The 16,182-nt window shown below is 58.9% G+C and carries 15 protein-coding genes and 1 pseudogene; 4 read left to right on the forward strand and 12 right to left on the reverse strand.

Annotated features, from left to right (window positions below):
- Positions 1–102: 102 nt before the first annotated feature.
- From AC1MDC_RS00860 to AC1MDC_RS00875, 4 genes and pseudogenes are all read left to right on the forward strand, one after another.
- Positions 103–1,185 carry an ABC transporter ATP-binding protein gene (locus tag AC1MDC_RS00860; RefSeq protein ID WP_227232677.1) on the forward strand — a complete coding sequence of 361 codons (1,083 nt, stop codon included), beginning with the start codon at positions 103–105 and terminating at the stop codon, positions 1,183–1,185.
- A gap of 39 nt (positions 1,186–1,224) precedes the next feature.
- Entirely contained in the window at positions 1,225–2,499 is a 1,275-nt protein-coding gene (locus tag AC1MDC_RS00865) for an ABC transporter permease (RefSeq protein WP_085695989.1), read from the forward strand.
- 6 nt (positions 2,500–2,505) lie between these two features.
- Positions 2,506–3,354 carry an ABC transporter permease gene (locus AC1MDC_RS00870; RefSeq protein ID WP_085701970.1) on the forward strand — a complete coding sequence of 283 codons (849 nt, stop codon included), beginning with the start codon at positions 2,506–2,508 and terminating at the stop codon, positions 3,352–3,354.
- Between the two features lie 275 nt (positions 3,355–3,629).
- Positions 3,630–4,016, forward strand: a pseudogene (locus AC1MDC_RS00875) (tyrosine-type recombinase/integrase); the annotation flags it as partial.
- Between the two features lie 352 nt (positions 4,017–4,368).
- Here the strand turns inward: AC1MDC_RS00875 and AC1MDC_RS00880 are convergent.
- The 12 genes from AC1MDC_RS00880 to AC1MDC_RS00935 all read right to left on the reverse strand — a co-directional run bounded on the left by AC1MDC_RS00880 (position 4,369) and on the right by AC1MDC_RS00935 (position 16,177).
- Entirely contained in the window at positions 4,369–5,595 is a 1,227-nt protein-coding gene (locus tag AC1MDC_RS00880; protein WP_480392286.1) for an acyl-CoA dehydrogenase family protein, read from the reverse strand.
- Positions 5,596–6,090, reverse strand: a complete 495-nt coding sequence (locus AC1MDC_RS00885; RefSeq protein WP_085695986.1) for a hypothetical protein — start codon at positions 6,088–6,090, stop codon at positions 5,596–5,598.
- Positions 6,091–6,100: 10 nt separating this feature from the next.
- Positions 6,101–6,805 carry an NAD(P)H-dependent oxidoreductase gene (locus AC1MDC_RS00890; protein ID WP_480392287.1) on the reverse strand — a complete coding sequence of 235 codons (705 nt, stop codon included), beginning with the start codon at positions 6,803–6,805 and terminating at the stop codon, positions 6,101–6,103.
- A 27-nt stretch (positions 6,806–6,832) separates the two neighbouring features.
- A complete protein-coding gene (locus AC1MDC_RS00895; protein WP_480392288.1) occupies positions 6,833–7,453 on the reverse strand; it encodes a c-type cytochrome in 621 nt (206 codons plus the stop codon).
- A gap of 22 nt (positions 7,454–7,475) precedes the next feature.
- Positions 7,476–7,901, reverse strand: a complete 426-nt coding sequence (locus AC1MDC_RS00900) for a c-type cytochrome (protein WP_480392289.1) — start codon at positions 7,899–7,901, stop codon at positions 7,476–7,478.
- A gap of 2 nt (positions 7,902–7,903) precedes the next feature.
- Positions 7,904–8,422 (reverse strand): methylamine dehydrogenase light chain, encoded by a 519-nt coding sequence (locus AC1MDC_RS00905; RefSeq protein WP_371917909.1) that lies wholly within the window; start codon positions 8,420–8,422, stop codon positions 7,904–7,906.
- Positions 8,423–8,430: 8 nt separating this feature from the next.
- A complete protein-coding gene (gene mauD / locus AC1MDC_RS00910; protein ID WP_480392290.1) occupies positions 8,431–9,066 on the reverse strand; it encodes a methylamine dehydrogenase accessory protein MauD in 636 nt (211 codons plus the stop codon).
- Positions 9,066–9,596, reverse strand: coding sequence for a MauE/DoxX family redox-associated membrane protein (locus tag AC1MDC_RS00915; protein WP_480392291.1), 531 nt, complete (start codon positions 9,594–9,596; stop codon positions 9,066–9,068). Before AC1MDC_RS00915 ends, mauD begins: the two co-directional genes overlap by 1 nt.
- On the reverse strand, positions 9,590–10,810 hold the full coding sequence (locus AC1MDC_RS00920; protein WP_480392292.1) for an amine dehydrogenase large subunit: 1,221 nt from the start codon (positions 10,808–10,810) through the stop codon (positions 9,590–9,592). Before AC1MDC_RS00920 ends, AC1MDC_RS00915 begins: the two co-directional genes overlap by 7 nt.
- Before the next feature lie 110 nt (positions 10,811–10,920).
- Positions 10,921–11,886, reverse strand: coding sequence for a WD40/YVTN/BNR-like repeat-containing protein (locus AC1MDC_RS00925; RefSeq protein ID WP_480392293.1), 966 nt, complete (start codon positions 11,884–11,886; stop codon positions 10,921–10,923).
- A gap of 14 nt (positions 11,887–11,900) precedes the next feature.
- Positions 11,901–14,261 (reverse strand): efflux RND transporter permease subunit, encoded by a 2,361-nt coding sequence (locus tag AC1MDC_RS00930; RefSeq protein ID WP_480392294.1) that lies wholly within the window; start codon positions 14,259–14,261, stop codon positions 11,901–11,903.
- A gap of 62 nt (positions 14,262–14,323) precedes the next feature.
- Positions 14,324–16,177 carry a DUF1302 domain-containing protein gene (locus AC1MDC_RS00935; RefSeq protein ID WP_480392295.1) on the reverse strand — a complete coding sequence of 618 codons (1,854 nt, stop codon included), beginning with the start codon at positions 16,175–16,177 and terminating at the stop codon, positions 14,324–14,326.
- Between the last annotated feature and the right edge of the window lie 5 nt (positions 16,178–16,182).

Here is a 16,182-nt window from a genome sequence, read left to right on the forward strand (position 1 = left end):
CCGCTGCCATCAAAACTCAGGGACACGTGACGCCGTTACTTCAGCGCGGAGCGAAGCGCGGCGTTATTCCAGCGCAATTCGAACAAGAACAATAGGTGCCCCATGGATTCACAATCGTTTGTCAGTTTCCGCAATGTTCAAAAAAGTTACGACGGCGAGTCGCTCGTAGTGAAGAACTTCAACCTGGATATTCAGCAAGGCGAGTTCGTCACAATGCTGGGACCTTCCGGCTCGGGCAAGACCACATGCCTGATGATGCTTGCCGGGTTTGAAACCGTTACCCACGGGGAAATCTGCATCGACGCCAAGCCTGTCAACGACATTGCGCCGCAGAAACGCGGCATCGGTATGGTGTTCCAGAACTATGCCTTGTTTCCGCACCTGACCATTGCCGAGAACCTGGCCTTTCCGCTCAAGGTGCGTAACTTCAGTCGCAGCGAGATTCAACAGCGTGTGACCCAAGCCCTGGACATGGTTGCCCTGGGCAAGTTGAGCAACCGCATGCCGGCGCAGCTTTCCGGGGGGCAAAAGCAACGCGTGGCACTGGCCCGTGCGCTGATTTTCGAGCCCAGACTGGTGCTGATGGATGAGCCACTGGGCGCGCTGGATAAACAGCTTCGCGAACAGATGCAGTACGAGATCAAGCGCCTGTCCAAGCAACTGGGTATCACCGTGGTTTACGTCACCCACGATCAGAGTGAAGCCCTGACCATGTCTGATCGCATCGCGGTCTTCAACGACGGCATCGTGCAGCAATTGGCCAATCCGTCAGATCTCTACGAAAAACCGGAAACCGCATTTGTCTCGAGCTTTATTGGTGAGAACAACCGCCTGCACGGCCAGGTCACGGCGATCGAGAATGGATACTGCACCGTGCGTGTTGGCGAGCACTTGCTCAAGGCCCGTGCGGTAAAAGTCTCGGGAGTGGGCTCACCTACTACCCTCTCGATTCGCCCCGAGCGCGTGTTGATGAACCCGGCTCAGTGGGAGTGTGAGAACCGTGTGCCCGCTCGCGTTCTCGAGGTCATCTACCACGGCGACCACTTACGCGCCCGCCTGGAATTGGCCGGGCACTCGGAATTCATCGTCAAGGTTGTCAATGCCGCTGGACGAAGTTGTCCCAGTGTCGGTGAGCAAATCATGTTGGGCTGGGCTGTCGACGACTGTCGCGCGCTGGATGCTTGAGCCATGACGCCTGCCAATCACTCTTCACTGGAGTCCACCATGAGCAGTTCATATGCCGCCCGGCCGCTGAGCGGGCAAGTCCTTGATGACCATGCGCAACCGAGCCTGCGCGTCCGTTTACAAAGAGCAGAACGGGTCAATAAGGTTCGTTCCCTGCTGCTGGTTCTCCCTTTGCTGGCCTTCATCACGGTGTTCTTTCTGCTGCCCATCGGAACCATGCTGATGCGCAGTGTAGAAAATGGAACGCTATCGACTTACATGCCGCTAACCAGCCAGGCGCTGGGTGACTGGGACGGTAAGGCCGTGCCGAATGAACAGGTTTACGCGACACTGGCTGAAGAAATAGTCAGCCTGGATCATAGTCAGCAGCTAGACCGAGTGGGCTCTGATCTCAACCGGGTCAAAAGTGGCTTCCAAAGCCTGTTCAGCAAAACCGCGCGAGAGCTGGGCAAGTCCAGACCTGCCAGCGGAAACTATGCAGCGGGAATGGTGAGCATAGACAGTCGATGGGGGCAACTCGGCACTTGGGCACAACTCAAATCCATGGCGCCTGCGTATTCGGGCATCCACTATCTGGCCGCCCTGGACTTGCAATACGACGATCAGGGCAACGTGGTACGTCAACCCGAGAGCCGGCGGATCTACGTCAGCATTCTGTTGAAGACCCTGACCATGACCGTCGGCATCACGTTGCTATGCATGTTGCTGGGCTACCCGCTGGCATACATGCTGGCCACGCTGCCGGCCAAAGTCAGTAATGTCCTGATGATTCTGGTACTGCTGCCCTTCTGGACGTCGTTGCTGGTACGCACTACAGCCTGGATGGTGATCCTGCAATCGAGCGGCGTGCTCAACAGCACCCTGCTCAAGCTCGGCCTGATTGCCCAGCCACTGGATCTGATGTTCAACATGTGGGGCACGGTCATCGCCATGACGCACATCCTGCTGCCGTTCATGGTGCTGCCGATGTACAGCGTGATGAAGAGCATCGATCAGACCTACATCCGTGCTGCGCACTCTATGGGTGCCAGCTCGTTGCGAACCTTTGTACGCATCTATTTTCCACTTTCTCTGCCGGGCCTGAGCGCTGGCGGGATCCTGGTGTTCATCCTCGCCATTGGTTACTACATCACGCCAGCGTTGGTGGGCGGGCGTACCGGCCAGGTCATCAGCAACTTCATCGCGTACCACATGCAAACCTCACTCAACTGGGGCCTGGCCGCGGCCATCGGCAGCATCTTGCTGTTGATCGTGCTATTTCTCTATTGGCTGTACGACCGTGTGGTCGGCATCAGCAACATGAAACTGGGGTAACCGAAAATGAGCCTTCCAAGTTATACCGGCCCGCTGGGGCGCACCTGGTTCTACGGCGTTCGCGGCTTCGGTCTGTTGGTGCTGCTGTTTTTGATCTTGCCGGTGCTGGTAGTTATTCCACTGTCTTTCAACGTCGAGCCTTATTTCAGCTTCACCAGCGGTATGCTCAAGCTCGATCCGGCAGCGTTTTCCAGTCGCTGGTACCACGAGTTGCTGGAAGATCCAATGTGGCTACTGTCATTCAAAAACAGCCTGATCATCGCCGCGAGTTCGACGGTGATCGCTACGCTGCTTGGCACCTTGGCGGCACTGGGGCTCAGTCGCTCAAACCTGCCGTGCAAAGCACTGCTGATGGGCACTCTGATTTCACCGATGATTGTCCCGGTGATCATTTCCTCGGCAGGTATGTACTTCTTCTACAGCACCTTGGGCCTGGCGCATAACCATCTTGGGATCATTCTCGCCCACGCGGTACTTGGCACACCGTTTGTGATCATCACGGTGACTGCGACCCTGGTGAGCTTCGATCACTCGTTGACACGGGCCGCTTCGAGCCTGGGTGCATCGTCCTCCTATACCTTCCTGCGAATCACTTTCCCGCTAATTCGCCCCGGAATCATTTCCGGAGGCCTCTTCGCCATGGTTACCTCGTTCGACGAAGCAGTGGTGGTGCAATTTCTCGGAGGCATCGAGCAACGCACAATCCCTCGGCAAATGTGGTCAGGGATGCGAGAGCAGATCAGCCCGACCATCTTGGCGGCCGCTACGTTACTGATTCTGGGGTCAGTGATGTTGTTGGTGGCGATTGAAATCATGCGCCGCCGCGCCTTGCGTTTACGTGGTATCAAGGAGTAAACCGGCTCCTAGCCGACAGCGCCTGAGTCGCCGTCGGCTGGGCGACACAAAGCTCCCAGCAGCTCTCCTACAGTGCTTGACTCCCTTCGATGGTATAGCTTTTGAAGTAATGGATTTCCCTGCGAAGTTTGAACGAATTCGTCTGCAATCATTAACGCGAAGGACGCGATGCTGGTGCCATTATCGCCAGGATGAGCGGACTGTGTCGGAGCTTTAGTCCAGTCCAGATTTTCGCAGGTATCATCGACAGCTCAATACCATTTGTTAGTAGCGGCGAATCGTCCATTCGCGACGAGCTGATTGGAAAAACGAAGGCCAAACGGCGAATCGAGGTCATTGGCGAGCTGAAAGTTTTGATTGATCGAATCATGGTCCGTAAAGCTGGGCACAAGGTCCACTCGACGCGGCTGATCGTGACAGAGGATGGCACTCCGATGACGGAGGCAATGTTGCGGAGGCGGTTTGATGTGGCCCGGGAGGCCGCTGGAGTTGAAAAGGCCGAGTTCCAAATGCGCGATCTGCGCGCCAAGGCTGGCACCGACAAGGCGGAATCGAGTGGCGATATCATGCAGGCCAAGGATCAACCTGGGCATACCACTGTCGTGATGACCGAGCAGTACATTCGAAATCGCAAGGGCAAAAGAGTCATGCCCACGAAGTGAATTGCGGACCACTGTCGAAATTGCGGACCGGAAACAAACAAGGGTTTGCATCAGCATTCGCCCGCAAACCCTTGATTTAAGATGGTGCCCGAAGCCGGAATCGAACCGGCACGCCCTTACGAGCGGGGAATTTTAAGTCCATTATTTTTTTCTTTTAAATCATGTACTTAGAGATATTATTTTTCCGCATCACACACTTTTCTTATCCGCTCCAAGACAGCAAAATCAGCACCTCAAAATAAATTGCGGAAAAAATCGGGCTGTAAAGAGGCCTAGCCTCCCCTTGCGAGCGTCCGTTAATGGCCGTTAGCGGTCGCTTATAAAACCTCCACTTACAGCTGAAAGCAATCAGTCAGCCTACTAAGCCCTTACCAAATATTTGCCGGGCAATGACCATTCGTTGGATTTCATTTGTCCCCTCATAAATTTCGCTGATCTTGTTGTCCCGGTAGATCTCTTCGACCTTGTAATGACTTCCGTCTTCGGAAAGTTCGCGCAAGAAGCCGTATCCCCCAAAGATCTGCACGCCATCACGCGCCATGTCGCCGGCAGCCTCGGTGGCATAGAACTTCGCCATCGCCGCTTCTGGCTCGGGGAACTCGGCGCCCAGATCCATGCGCAATGCGGCTTTGATGTAGAGATTGCGTGCATTTTCGATCTGTGTGGCACGCTCGGCCATCCGGAACTGCCAGTGCTGGAAGGCGCCGAGTTTCTTGCCGAAGGCTTCACGGTTGTGCAAATGATCCGTGGAATGATCGAACGCGGCCTGAGCCATGCCGACACCGGTGGCCGCAATGCCGATCCGGCCGAACGTCAGGGTCGCCAGCGCAACACGCAGCCCTTGATTCACTTCACCGATGCGTCGCTCGATCGGAACCTCGACCTGATCGAAATGTACATCGGCGGTGAGCTGACCGCGATTGCCCATTTTCAGATCCGGTTTGCCGATACGCACGCCCGGCTGATCGGTCTCGACCACCAACTCGACCATGCCATCCTCGTCACTGCGGCAAAGCACAACGATAAAGTCGGCCACGGGGGAGTTGGTAATAAAGCGCTTTTGCCCGTTGAGGATGTAACGGTCACCCTCTCGACGCGCAATCGTCGCAACAGCTCTGGGCGAAAGATCGGTACTTGCCAGTGGTTCGGTCGTGGCGAATGCACCGATTTTTTCTCCTCGGATCACCGGCCCCAGGTAGCGCTCGCGAATGGCATCACTGCCCTTTTCCAGCGTCCGCCCGGCCAGAATGCAGTGTACGTCGAACACGGCGGCAATCGAGTTGCTGTGGTAGGCCAATTCCTCGCAGACCGTTGCGGTGGCTAGCACTCGATGTTCAAGGCCACGACCACCGTCCTCCTGCGCAAAGGGAATGGCGAAAATGCCGTGGCGCGCCATGGCATCGAATACGTCGCGTGGAAAGTTCTCGATGCTTTCGTCTCGGTGGGCGATTTCATAGGCTCTGGGCGCCACGAATTCATCGGCGAATGCACGAACCTCCCTGCGAACCCCCTTCACTGTTTCTGAGGACATCAAGTCATGATAAAGCTCATCGGCCATACGTTTGGGGAACATCGTCATTTACTCACCTCTGCTTAAAATGACACCGCTGTACTTGAGGAAGAACCGGTCCGCGCGCCGCACGATTTCCGTGTAACGGTTCGCCAAGGCCAACTGCATCAACTCGATCTGCAGCTCTTCCTGTTCGATCATGTAATTGAGGAACACCCGTGATTCCGTCGGACCGATATCCCGCAGCGCCTTGAGCCACTGCAGGTATTTGACGGTTTCCCGATGGACGATTTTCAGCAACATACCCATCCATGGTCTTGGCACAGAAGAAATAAGCCAGGCCTTGGTTTTCGGAAAGATCCCCGGCTTGAATTCCAGTCCCCACTGTCGGGCCGCTGCCGAATAGCGCGGACTGTTAAACCGTTCCAGATCCCAATAGGTTTTCCAGAACACGCGGCGCTCATCGCCTTGTAGTCGTTCTGTCATGCGCCTTACCGCCATCAAGGCAAAGGCTCGGTTGGAGAGTTCGTGACGGAACCCGCTGATGAACTGTTTGGAAAGCATCGGTATTGGCTCACGTTCGCTTAGGTCGAAGAGTCTCGTCGTAGTCACTCATTGCAGGCATCGACAACGGTGTGTGCTGCTCCAGGTCGAGCAGGTGCTGACGGTATTGCGTGAGGTATTCGCGCCGGCCTTCATCGCTGATGTAGGGCACATGCCAGGCGATGAACGGCGGCAGGACCTTGAGTCCGACGTAGCCGAGCATGCCTTGATGAATCGGGCGCAGCAGCGTCTCGATTTCGCCATGAATGGCACCGGCGCCGAACATGTGCCGTTGCCCGCCCAGGGAGATCGCGAGCATCGCTGACTTGCCGCTCAGCCCGCCCTGGTCATAGATGCGCCGCCCGCCATAGCAGTAGCCGGAGATAAACACCCGGTCGATCCAGCCCTTGAGAATGGCCGGCATGCCGAACCAGTAGATCGGGAAGCTGAAAATGATCAGATCGGCCCACCGGACCTTGTCCAGCTCGACCTGAATCTCCGCCGTGAGGCTGCCTTGTTTATTGTTGTGCCGCTGCTCCAGTGCATAGACGAGGTATTTGGGATTGGCCCGCTGGTTAAAGTCTTCTGCACTGGCAACGGGATTGAAGTTCTGGACGTACAGGTCGGAAACGATGACCTCGTTGCCCTGCCCGGCCATGACCTCCACCGCGAGTTCTTTCATGGCCGTGGTGAAGGAGCCCGGCTCCGGGTGCGCATGCACAATCAATACATTCATGAAAACCGTTCCAGCTTCAGATAATGATCAGGGGGCAGCGCTTGCCTGGCTGCCGATGTAGGTCGCAATCGCCTTGCGATCAGCTTCATTCGCAATCTGCAGTGCGATGCTGCGCATCCAGATACCCAGCTCGTCGGCATGCTGTTCCCCTCCACGCAGGCCTTGAGCGAAATGCTCGAGCTGGCGCTCGATGTAAGCGCTATCGAGGATGCCGAGGTTCGGCGTTTTCAAGTGGGCGAAACCTTCTGCTTTCGGCCCGTGACACGCAGCGCACGTCGTCTGATAAAGCGCTTCTCCATGGGACTCGCCGGATGGCGCAACCCTGCTCTTGCCGGTCAATGCCAGACTCGAGAAATACCCGGCCAGTGACTGCATATCGCTGTCGCTCAGAGCGCTGGCGATTGCACGCATCTGCGCGCCGAGCGAATCACGGGCGTCATAGCCGCGCCGTCTGCTCTTGAAGTTCTGCAGTTGCGTCTGGAGATACACAGCCTGTTGGCCGGCCAGACGGGGCGCGCCCAATACCGCGTTGCCCTGCCCGTCGGCCCCGTGACACGCCACGCAGGTGCCAACCTGTGCAGGCACTTCAGCGTGAGCACCGAGCAGCACGGCGCACAGCAGCACGCCGACAGAAATCCTGATCTTCATCGTTAGCCGTTCTCCCTTGTTGTTATTGCCGGGCGATGCGCCGCAGCAAGTCCTCGCGAACCTGCTCGATGTCGGCGGGTACGGAAGGTCGCCAGTGCTGCACTTCACGGGCGGTGTAGGGCTCGAAATCACGGGGTAACTCAGCCCGGCTGAACGTCGTCAGCATCCAGTTGAGGACACCAGCGAGCGCCTCATCCGACAGCCCGGACAGCGCCGAGCCCGGCACCTGCACCAGATACGCCCGGCCACCGGGCACACTCAGGAATTTGCCGAGCTGGCCGGGAAATGCCGGAACCTGACGTTGCGGATTACCGCTGCCGTCTGGCAGATGACAACCCTGGCAATTGACCATGTAATCGAACTGCCGGGGCTCGGTTGCCCAGCTCCCGGAAGCTGCAAACGACATCCCGCACACCAGTGTGAACGCGACAAGTACGCGACTGGCCATCCCTACTCTTTCACCCCGATGACCACCGACAGCGAGCAGTGATACGGCATGTCGGCAAGGCTGCCGGAACACCAGTTCAGATCGTTCGAGCTTTGCGGACGGTAAAGCGGCGTATCGCCCTGATCGCGCTGGCACACGCAGCGGCCACAGTTACTTTTGCCGCAGCAATCGTTGTAAGAGATGACGTAGTCCTTGCCGTCAGACGGGTTGCGGCAAGTGCCGATCCAGGTGATGTCCGAGCGCACGGTGCCCGGGGGACAACTGTTGACCGTGCCGCCACAGCAACCACAGAGAAAACCGTCGATAGCGCAATAACGCCAGTAGTCGCAGCTGTTCGGATCGCCGCTTTCCACCAGTCCCGGGCTGGTCTGAGCAAAGGCGCCGCTGCGAAAAACCGGCAGCAATGTCGTGGCGCCAACCCCGATCATCATCGTCCCCAGACCGCCCAGAAATCCTCGCCGCGACGTATTGCGGGCGATCCGACGGGAGAACATCTCCGCCGCTTCATCGAACCATTTGATCGCCATGCTCAGTGCACCTGTTTGTAAAGAGGCTCATCGGACACCTGCAACGTTGCCCGGTACGCCTGAATCGAGGCATATCCCGTGTCCTGGGCTTCCAGCAGGCTTTCCAGATGCTCACGGGAGTTGATCAGGCCATGAGTGACCACGGTGCCGTTGGCATCAATCAACACGCCGTACGGCAACTTGCTGATCTGATAGGCCAGACCGACTTCCTGCGACAGCAGGTAGGGAAACTCATGCAGGCGTTGCGCATCGATGAAGGCTTGATGGGCGGTCAGGTCGCCGTCGCTGGCGAGCACTACGCGCAAGCGCGCCCTTTCGTGCTGACGCAAGGACTTAAGCACCGGCAGCAGCGTCTTGCATACCGGGCAGGTTTCCGAGAGAAAGAACAGCAATGTCGATTGCCCATAGGCGCTGCCCCCACCGATGCTCACCGTGCCGCCGGTGAGGCTGGTCAGGGTGAACGGCGGAGCGACTTCGCCAGCCTTGATCGATTTACCCAGGGACAACGCCCCCACCGGTTTGATGCGTTCGTGCAGCACACCGATCTGCCGGGCCAGCGCCCAGATGGCCAGTAACAGCGCAAGTGTCATCAACCAGGACAGGACGTTGGAAATCATCAGCGCATGCATCGTGGTCATCACAGTTTCCTCAAGGCAGCGTGGTTGGCCATCAGCAAATGGGCCAACCCGTACAGGGCGGTCGCGCTGATGAGCAGAAAGAACAGGGTCAGTACGTCGAGCCACGCCAACGGGCGGCCAGTGGCGGGCAGTACAAGATTCAGCGCCAGCCCCGTAAGCAGCAGGTTGCGCCAGACCAAAGCAACACTAGGTGGCTGAGGTTTGCCCCCGAAGTGGCAACCGCAATCTTCGATCGCCACGCCGCGTCGAACGCTGACGGCCAGGACGCCGGCATAAAGCCCCAGCAACACCACGGCGGGTGCCGCCAGCCAAGGCATCTTCAGGCACAGAATCAGCCCGGCGGCGCTGAGGATTTCCCCGACAGGCAATAAAAAAGCCAGCGCCCTGCGCCATCCTTGTCCGAGCCCGTAGCGCTGCAACACTTGAACGAACGCTGATCGATTGCGCAGCTTTTGCATGCCGCCCGAACCCAACAAAAGTGCGAGCAAACCAGCGCTGGCCAGATGCACGAGCGGATCATCGATCACCATGGCATCACCACATTCATGAAACCCAGCGGGATATCGCCGACACTGCGCAGGTGCTCGCCACTGTCGGCGTCGTAGAGGTTGATGCCCTGACGCAACAGCGGCATCAGTCCCGCATCGCCCTGTGTGAGGTAGATCCACAGGGTGAACAGTTTCGGCATCGGCACCACCCAGTCGAGGCTGTACAGCCGTGGCTGTTCGCCCTGGCTGACACCGATGGCGGTGCTTTGCTCGTTCAGTTCAATGCGCTTCAGACGCTGTCGGGTCTTGAGGTCATAGACCCAGACTTCGGTGCCGGGCTTCTGGTAGTTCTCCGGTTTGTCCTTGTGCATCAGCACGAACAACCGGCCACTGCGCTCATGCAAAGCCGTGCCATGGTTGCCGGCGATGCCCCAGCCATCAGCACGCTCGGTTTCGCTGACCAATGACCAGTGATGCAGCGGCACCACGCCCTCGGCGGTCATCTTCAGCGCGTAGGCATTGTTTTTCTGCGAAACGAAATACCAGGTGTCGCCGAGACGCGAACCAGTGGTCAGTAGCAGATCCTGCAGCGGGTCGAACGCGGGGTCGGTGCGCTCTTGCAGCACCACTTGCCCCTGATCATCGAGACGCAGATGGAAGAACCCGCCATTGCCGCAAATCGAATAGAAATCCCGTGGCCCGGCCGGGTAGACCGAGGCACACCCCGGTGTCGCCACTTCGCTGACAAAACGCTTGTTTTCCAGGTCGACGATGGAGACTGATTGCGCCGGTGTGAAGTTGACCACCAACAGAAAACGCTCATCGTCCGACAGTACGCTGAGGCCGCTGGAAATCAGCGCCGACATGCGCTTGGCGGGAATTTCGATCTCGTGCTTCGGGCTCAGAGTCCTGGCGTCGTAGACCGTGACCACGTCCGTGCGCTTGCCACGCACGCCACGGCTGAAGTAGATCTCGCTGGCGTAAATCTCCTCGCGCCGGTGCGACAACACCAGTCCGTTGGACCACATGCCGGTGCTCAACAGGCCGAGATTGCGACCGTTGTCATCGAACAGATACGCGCGCCCGTCGACCATGTTCGGTGCGTTGCTGCCCCAGATCCAGAACCAGTTCCGGTCGCGGTGATCGCCCAGCACTTCGACCCCGGCCTGCTCGGGCACGAACCCGGCGAATACCGGCGATACGGCACAGAAAAAGGTCAAACCACACAGTAAAAGTTGCAGTGAACACTTGAGCATAAAAACACACTTCCGTGGCTTCGAACGACCCAGTCGGCCTGGATTCCAGTCTATGCGGGGGGTATCTGCGGCGACTTGACCCGGGGTGACAGTGCGGTTGGCATCCGGTGTCATTTTTCAGCTCCCGGGACGGCGTCGGGAACGATCACGCCTGTCGGACCGAACAGCAGCAGATCGCCGCTGGTGTTCGCCGCCAGAGCCGCGAGGTTCAAACGATCCTCGCGCTGCTCGACAGAGAAATGTTCGACAGCCGTGTCGGAACGCCCGACCAGTCCGCCGTTGCCGACCCAGGCAACGCGACCGTCATTGAGTTGGGTGACGGCGGTGATCGCCTCGTGGCTGCCGCTGTCCAGCCTTTGCCAGTATCTGCCGGAACTGTCCCCCATCAGCACCCGCCCGCTCATGCCGACCAGAAGGAGGCGCCCGTCGCGCAAGCCGGTTCCACCCCACAGCGAACCACTGACACCGGTATCCAGCGACTGCCAGGTCGCACCGTGGTCGCTGGAGCGAAAGGCCTTGCCGGATTCCGCGGCAATGAACAACGTGCCATCACGCCCTGCAAACAAGGCGTTGAGATGATGATCCTCGCCCTCCTCACCCACCTGCATCGCTTGCCATGTCGCGCCACCGTCCAGGGTCTGCGCAGCGTAGCCATAAGCACCGACGACCATGCCGTGGCGGGCATTTTCAAACCACACCGAAAGCAGAGTCGGTTGGTCGTCCAGACGCTTTTGCAGGACCCAGGTCTGGCCGCCGTCATCGCTGTGCAACACCACACCATTGTGGCCGACCGCCCAGCCCTGCCGGTCATCGGCGAAGCTCAACGCAGTCAGCAAACCGTCGACCGGGACGCTTTTGGATTGGCTCCAGACCCGGCCATCATCGGAATGAACGATCACGCCGTGGTCGCCGACCGCCACCCAGCGCTGTCCGGTCCGGGCGACCGCCACCAACGGGGCCGATTGCGCGTTGTTCAGCAAAATCGCCGGTGAATCGATTTCAGCCGCCCAAAGCCTGCCGGCGAAAACCAGAACCCAGGCCACGGCCAACCAACGAAACCATTGCAGTGCAATCATCGAGAGGCTCCTCGTCAGTGCGCGATCAGAGGCGCACGAACCGGCCCCCGACGCGGAATCAGGATTTCCAGTACCACGGCCAATGCGGGCAACAGGGTGATGGCCATCAGCATGTTGGCCATGAACATGAAGGTCAGCAGCAGTCCCATGTCAGCCTGAAACTTCAGCGCCGAGAACGACCAGGTGGCGACACCGACTGACAGGGTCAATGCGGTGAACACCGTTGCCACGCCTACTTCTCGCAGGGCCAACTGGAAGGCATTGACGATGTCCTGACCACGGGCCAGATGCATCTGCAAGCGGTTGTAGATATAGAACGCGTAATCCACGCCGATGCCAACGGCGAGTACCATCACCGGCAAGGTGGCGACGGTCAGGCCGATGTCGAGCGCTTTCATGAACCCGTAGCCGAGAAAGGTCGCCAGCGTCAGCGGTGCACAGCAGGCGATCATTGCGCGCCAGTCGCGATAGACCAGCAGCACGAGCAGCGCGATGGTCAGGTACACATACAACATCATCGGCAGTTCGCAGGCTTCGACCACGTAGTTGGTCGCTGCCTGAACACCGGCATTGCCGCTGGCCAGGCGTAGGGTCACGCCGGGCATGCCGTGTTCGGCCCGATAACGCTCGACGGCGTTGACCACCCGTTTGAGGGTGCTGGCCTTGTGATCGGCCAGGTACAGGTTGACGGGCAGCAGCGTGCAGTCGGCGTTGTAGAGATGCAGCGCTTCCGGAACCTGACGGACAGCCTCACCCAGCGACAGCTCATCCCGAGGCAGAGCGGCCCATTTCGGGTTGCCCTCATTGACCCCGGAGGCCGCCAGCTTCGTCAGGGCCGGCAGCGATTGCGCCGACAGCACGCCCGGTACGTTGCCCAGTGCCCAGGTCAGACGATCCACGTAGGTCATGACGTCTTGCCGATAGCAGCCGCCCGCTGGCGTTTCCACCACCACGGTGAACTGGTCGAGCCCCAGGGAAAAATGGCTGACCACACTTTCCACATCCCGGTTGTAGCGCGAATCCTCGCGCAACTCCGGTGCTCCGGGCAGTACATGACCAATGTGTCGACCCTGGCTTTGCCATACCGCCACGGCCATCAGCGACAGACACAACAAGGTTGTAATCACTGCATTGCGCGGCTCGGCAATGCGTCCGAGGCTGACCATCGCATTGTCGCGCCTGGCCCGCAGCCGTTCGACCCGTGCGACCCAGCCCTGATCGAAACGGAAATAGCTTGCCATCAACGGCAACATGATCAGGTTGGTGATGATCTTGTACGCCACACCGACCGACGCCGTGATCGCCAACTCACGAATCATCGGGATCGGAACTAGTACCAGCGTGGCAAAACCGACGAATGCCGTGATCAGGGCCAACGTGCCGGGTATGAACAGCGCAACGAAGCTGCGCCGGGCGGCGGTCATCCCGTCGGCCCCGGCACAGACCTCCCTGGCGATGAAATTGACCTGTTGCACGCCGTGGGACACCCCTACCGCAAACACCAGGAACGGCACGAGTATCGCCAGTGGATCGAGCCCGAAGCCCAGCAGCGTGAGGGTGCCGAACTGCCAGACCACCGACACCAGAGAGCACAGCAACGGCAACAGTGTCAGCGCCCAAGAGCGGGTATATCCATAGACAGCCAGTGCCGTGAGCACGAAGGCCAGGGCGAAAAAGGCCACCACGCTCTTGGCACCGGCACCGATATCGCCCATTTGTCTGGCGAAGCCGATAATCTGCACGTCGAGATCGGCATCGGCGTATTTCGCACGGACTTCGTCTTCCAGACGCTGACTGAATTGCAGGTAATTAAGACGCTGGCCGGTCTGCGGATCCGGGTCGGCCAGTTCGGCCACCACCATAGCGCCGCTGTAGTCGTTGGCCACCAGACTGCCGACGAAACCGCCGACGATGGTGCGCTCGCGAATGCCGGCAATCGCCTGGTCGTCCAGCGTGCTCACGGTGACATCGCCACCGATCACGTCTTCGGCCTTCATGCCCTCTTCCGTGATCTGAACGGCACGGGTGTTGGGTGTCCACAGCGAGGTGACGCTGCGCCGGTCGATGCCGGGCATGAAAAACAGCGTCTGGGTCAGGTCGTACAGGCGAGTCATCGCCTGTCTGTTCCAGATATCACCGTGCCTGGCATGCAGCACCACGATCACCCGGTTGGCGCCGAACAGCACGTCGCGGTACTGGTTAAAGGTCTTGATGAATTCGTGTTGCTGCGGCAGTTGCTTGTCGAAACCGGCCGACATCTCCAGTCGCGAGGCGAAGTTGCCCATGATCATTGTGATGACCGCCAGCAGGCCAAGCGTTGCCAGGCGATGACGGAAGAAAAAGCGCTCGAGCGCCGACACCAGGAAAGCCAACATGGAATGCCTCGATACAGCCGCTATCGCGGACAACCTTTCGTCGCCCGGATCGCGCTGCGGGATCAGAAGGAGTAGGAAACGTTGCCGCTGAGGAAATCGCGGTCAGCCATCAGGTTGTTGTCGCCACCGCCCCAGAACTGCACCCATTGCAGTCCACCCTTCCAGCGGTCGCGGTAGTTGAACAGCAGCGCGGCGCTGAGCGATTTGCGCCCCTCCACGAACGGCATGGCGTTGGGCGACGTGCCCTTCACGTCATGGCTGAAATCCAGCTGCGGGGTGACGGTGATACCCGTGTCGAACAGGTTGGGATAGTTGATGCCGAACTCGGTGACGTAGCCCCAGGAGGTCTTGTCCGGGATCGAGTAGTCCGGCAGCAGATAAGGCACCTTGCCGGAGGTGTCCAGCCCCGGATAACGCGTGGCCACGGCTTCGGCGAGGATGAAACCATCCGAGGCGCCCAATGCACTCGGAATGAATCCGAGCGGATCATTCGCGGAGAAGGTGTAAACGGCATTCACGTCGACCTGCCATTTCTTCTCTTCGACAAAGCCTTTGTTCACGCCGGTATCGAACACGCTGTAGGGATTGTAGGTCCCCGTGAAGCCGCGTCCGAACGGCACGGTCGGGTCAATCGCCACGCTGTCCTCGGGACGGTAGGAAATCTCGCCGGCGACCGCAACCGGGCCAGCCATGGTGCTTGCCGACAATCCGAACAGGTTTTTATCTTCGCCGTAGTTGATGAAGTAATTGTCCACCACCAGATTGTCCGGGTTATTGACGGCGGAGTACCCGACAAAGGGCAGCTTGTCGTGATAACGCTGATAGAACACACCGAAGTCGGTCGCAATGATTTCCGCCGTCCAGCGCAGTGCAATACCGTACTGGCCGCCATTCCTTGCTTCGCGCTCTCCGCCGTAGGGAACGGCGAGTCCTGCAACGATCAGCTCGGCATCGCTCAGGCCGCTGATGTTCGGCGCACCACAATGACCTTTCGGCAGACCGGCACAGGCGCCGCTGCCCGTCAGTCCTTCCACGTAGTTTGTCGGGTAATAGATTGGACGACGGCCCTCACCCACGACATCCGCCGACGAGAAGTAAGTACCCACCGGATCGAGGGCATAGGCATTCCATTTGAACTGGTAGTAAGCCTCAACACTGACGGTGTCGGTCAGGCCAATATTGAATGAAGCCATCGGTGCCGGAACGAACACCTCTTTCAACTGGGTACCGGGGGTGTGGTACTTGGGCAGGCTCAGGGCGTTGATCTGGTTGATGCCACCGGGCACGAAGATTTCCGATCCCCAGCTGATCACTTGATTACCGACCTTGACCTTGGCCGGCATGTCGCCCAGATCGAAACGTTTAGCCACCCACAGATCAAGCAGGTCGAAACGCTCGGTAGCATCTCGCCTGGCCTGATCGTCCAGTCCGGTGGTGCGCACGTTGTCCATCTTGAAGTCCCTGGCCCAGGCGACCCGGCCCAGCGCACTCCAGCCATCGCCAAAGCGCAGGCTCAATTCATGATTGCCCTTGATGACTTCGGAATACACATCGTGCTTGTCGTAGTTGAGATTGCCGTCGTCGCCGTTGCTGTAGTTAATGTCGGCATTGGCGTAGCCGTTGCCCCGAACCGGGTTGTAGTAGCGCGCCAGTTCATTGCCGGTGCCGGTGTTGCAGCCGCCACTGTCGTTGCCGAGGATGTGGCAATCGGGTGACTGCAGGCGGCTGGCGAAGCCAACGGACAGCGTGGAGTCGAAGCTGCCGGAAATCCCCGCCTCGTTGCCGAACATCAGGGCATGACTCGATGGTATCCACGCCAGGTTGATCGCTAAGGCAACCGCCAGCACGCAGGCGTTTCGCGGGAACGGGGCTCCCTGCGGTGCGATTGCACCGCATGAATTATTGCTCTGGTTCATGGGAC

The sequence above is a fragment of the Pseudomonas sp. 1 genome (assembly GCF_056626735.1).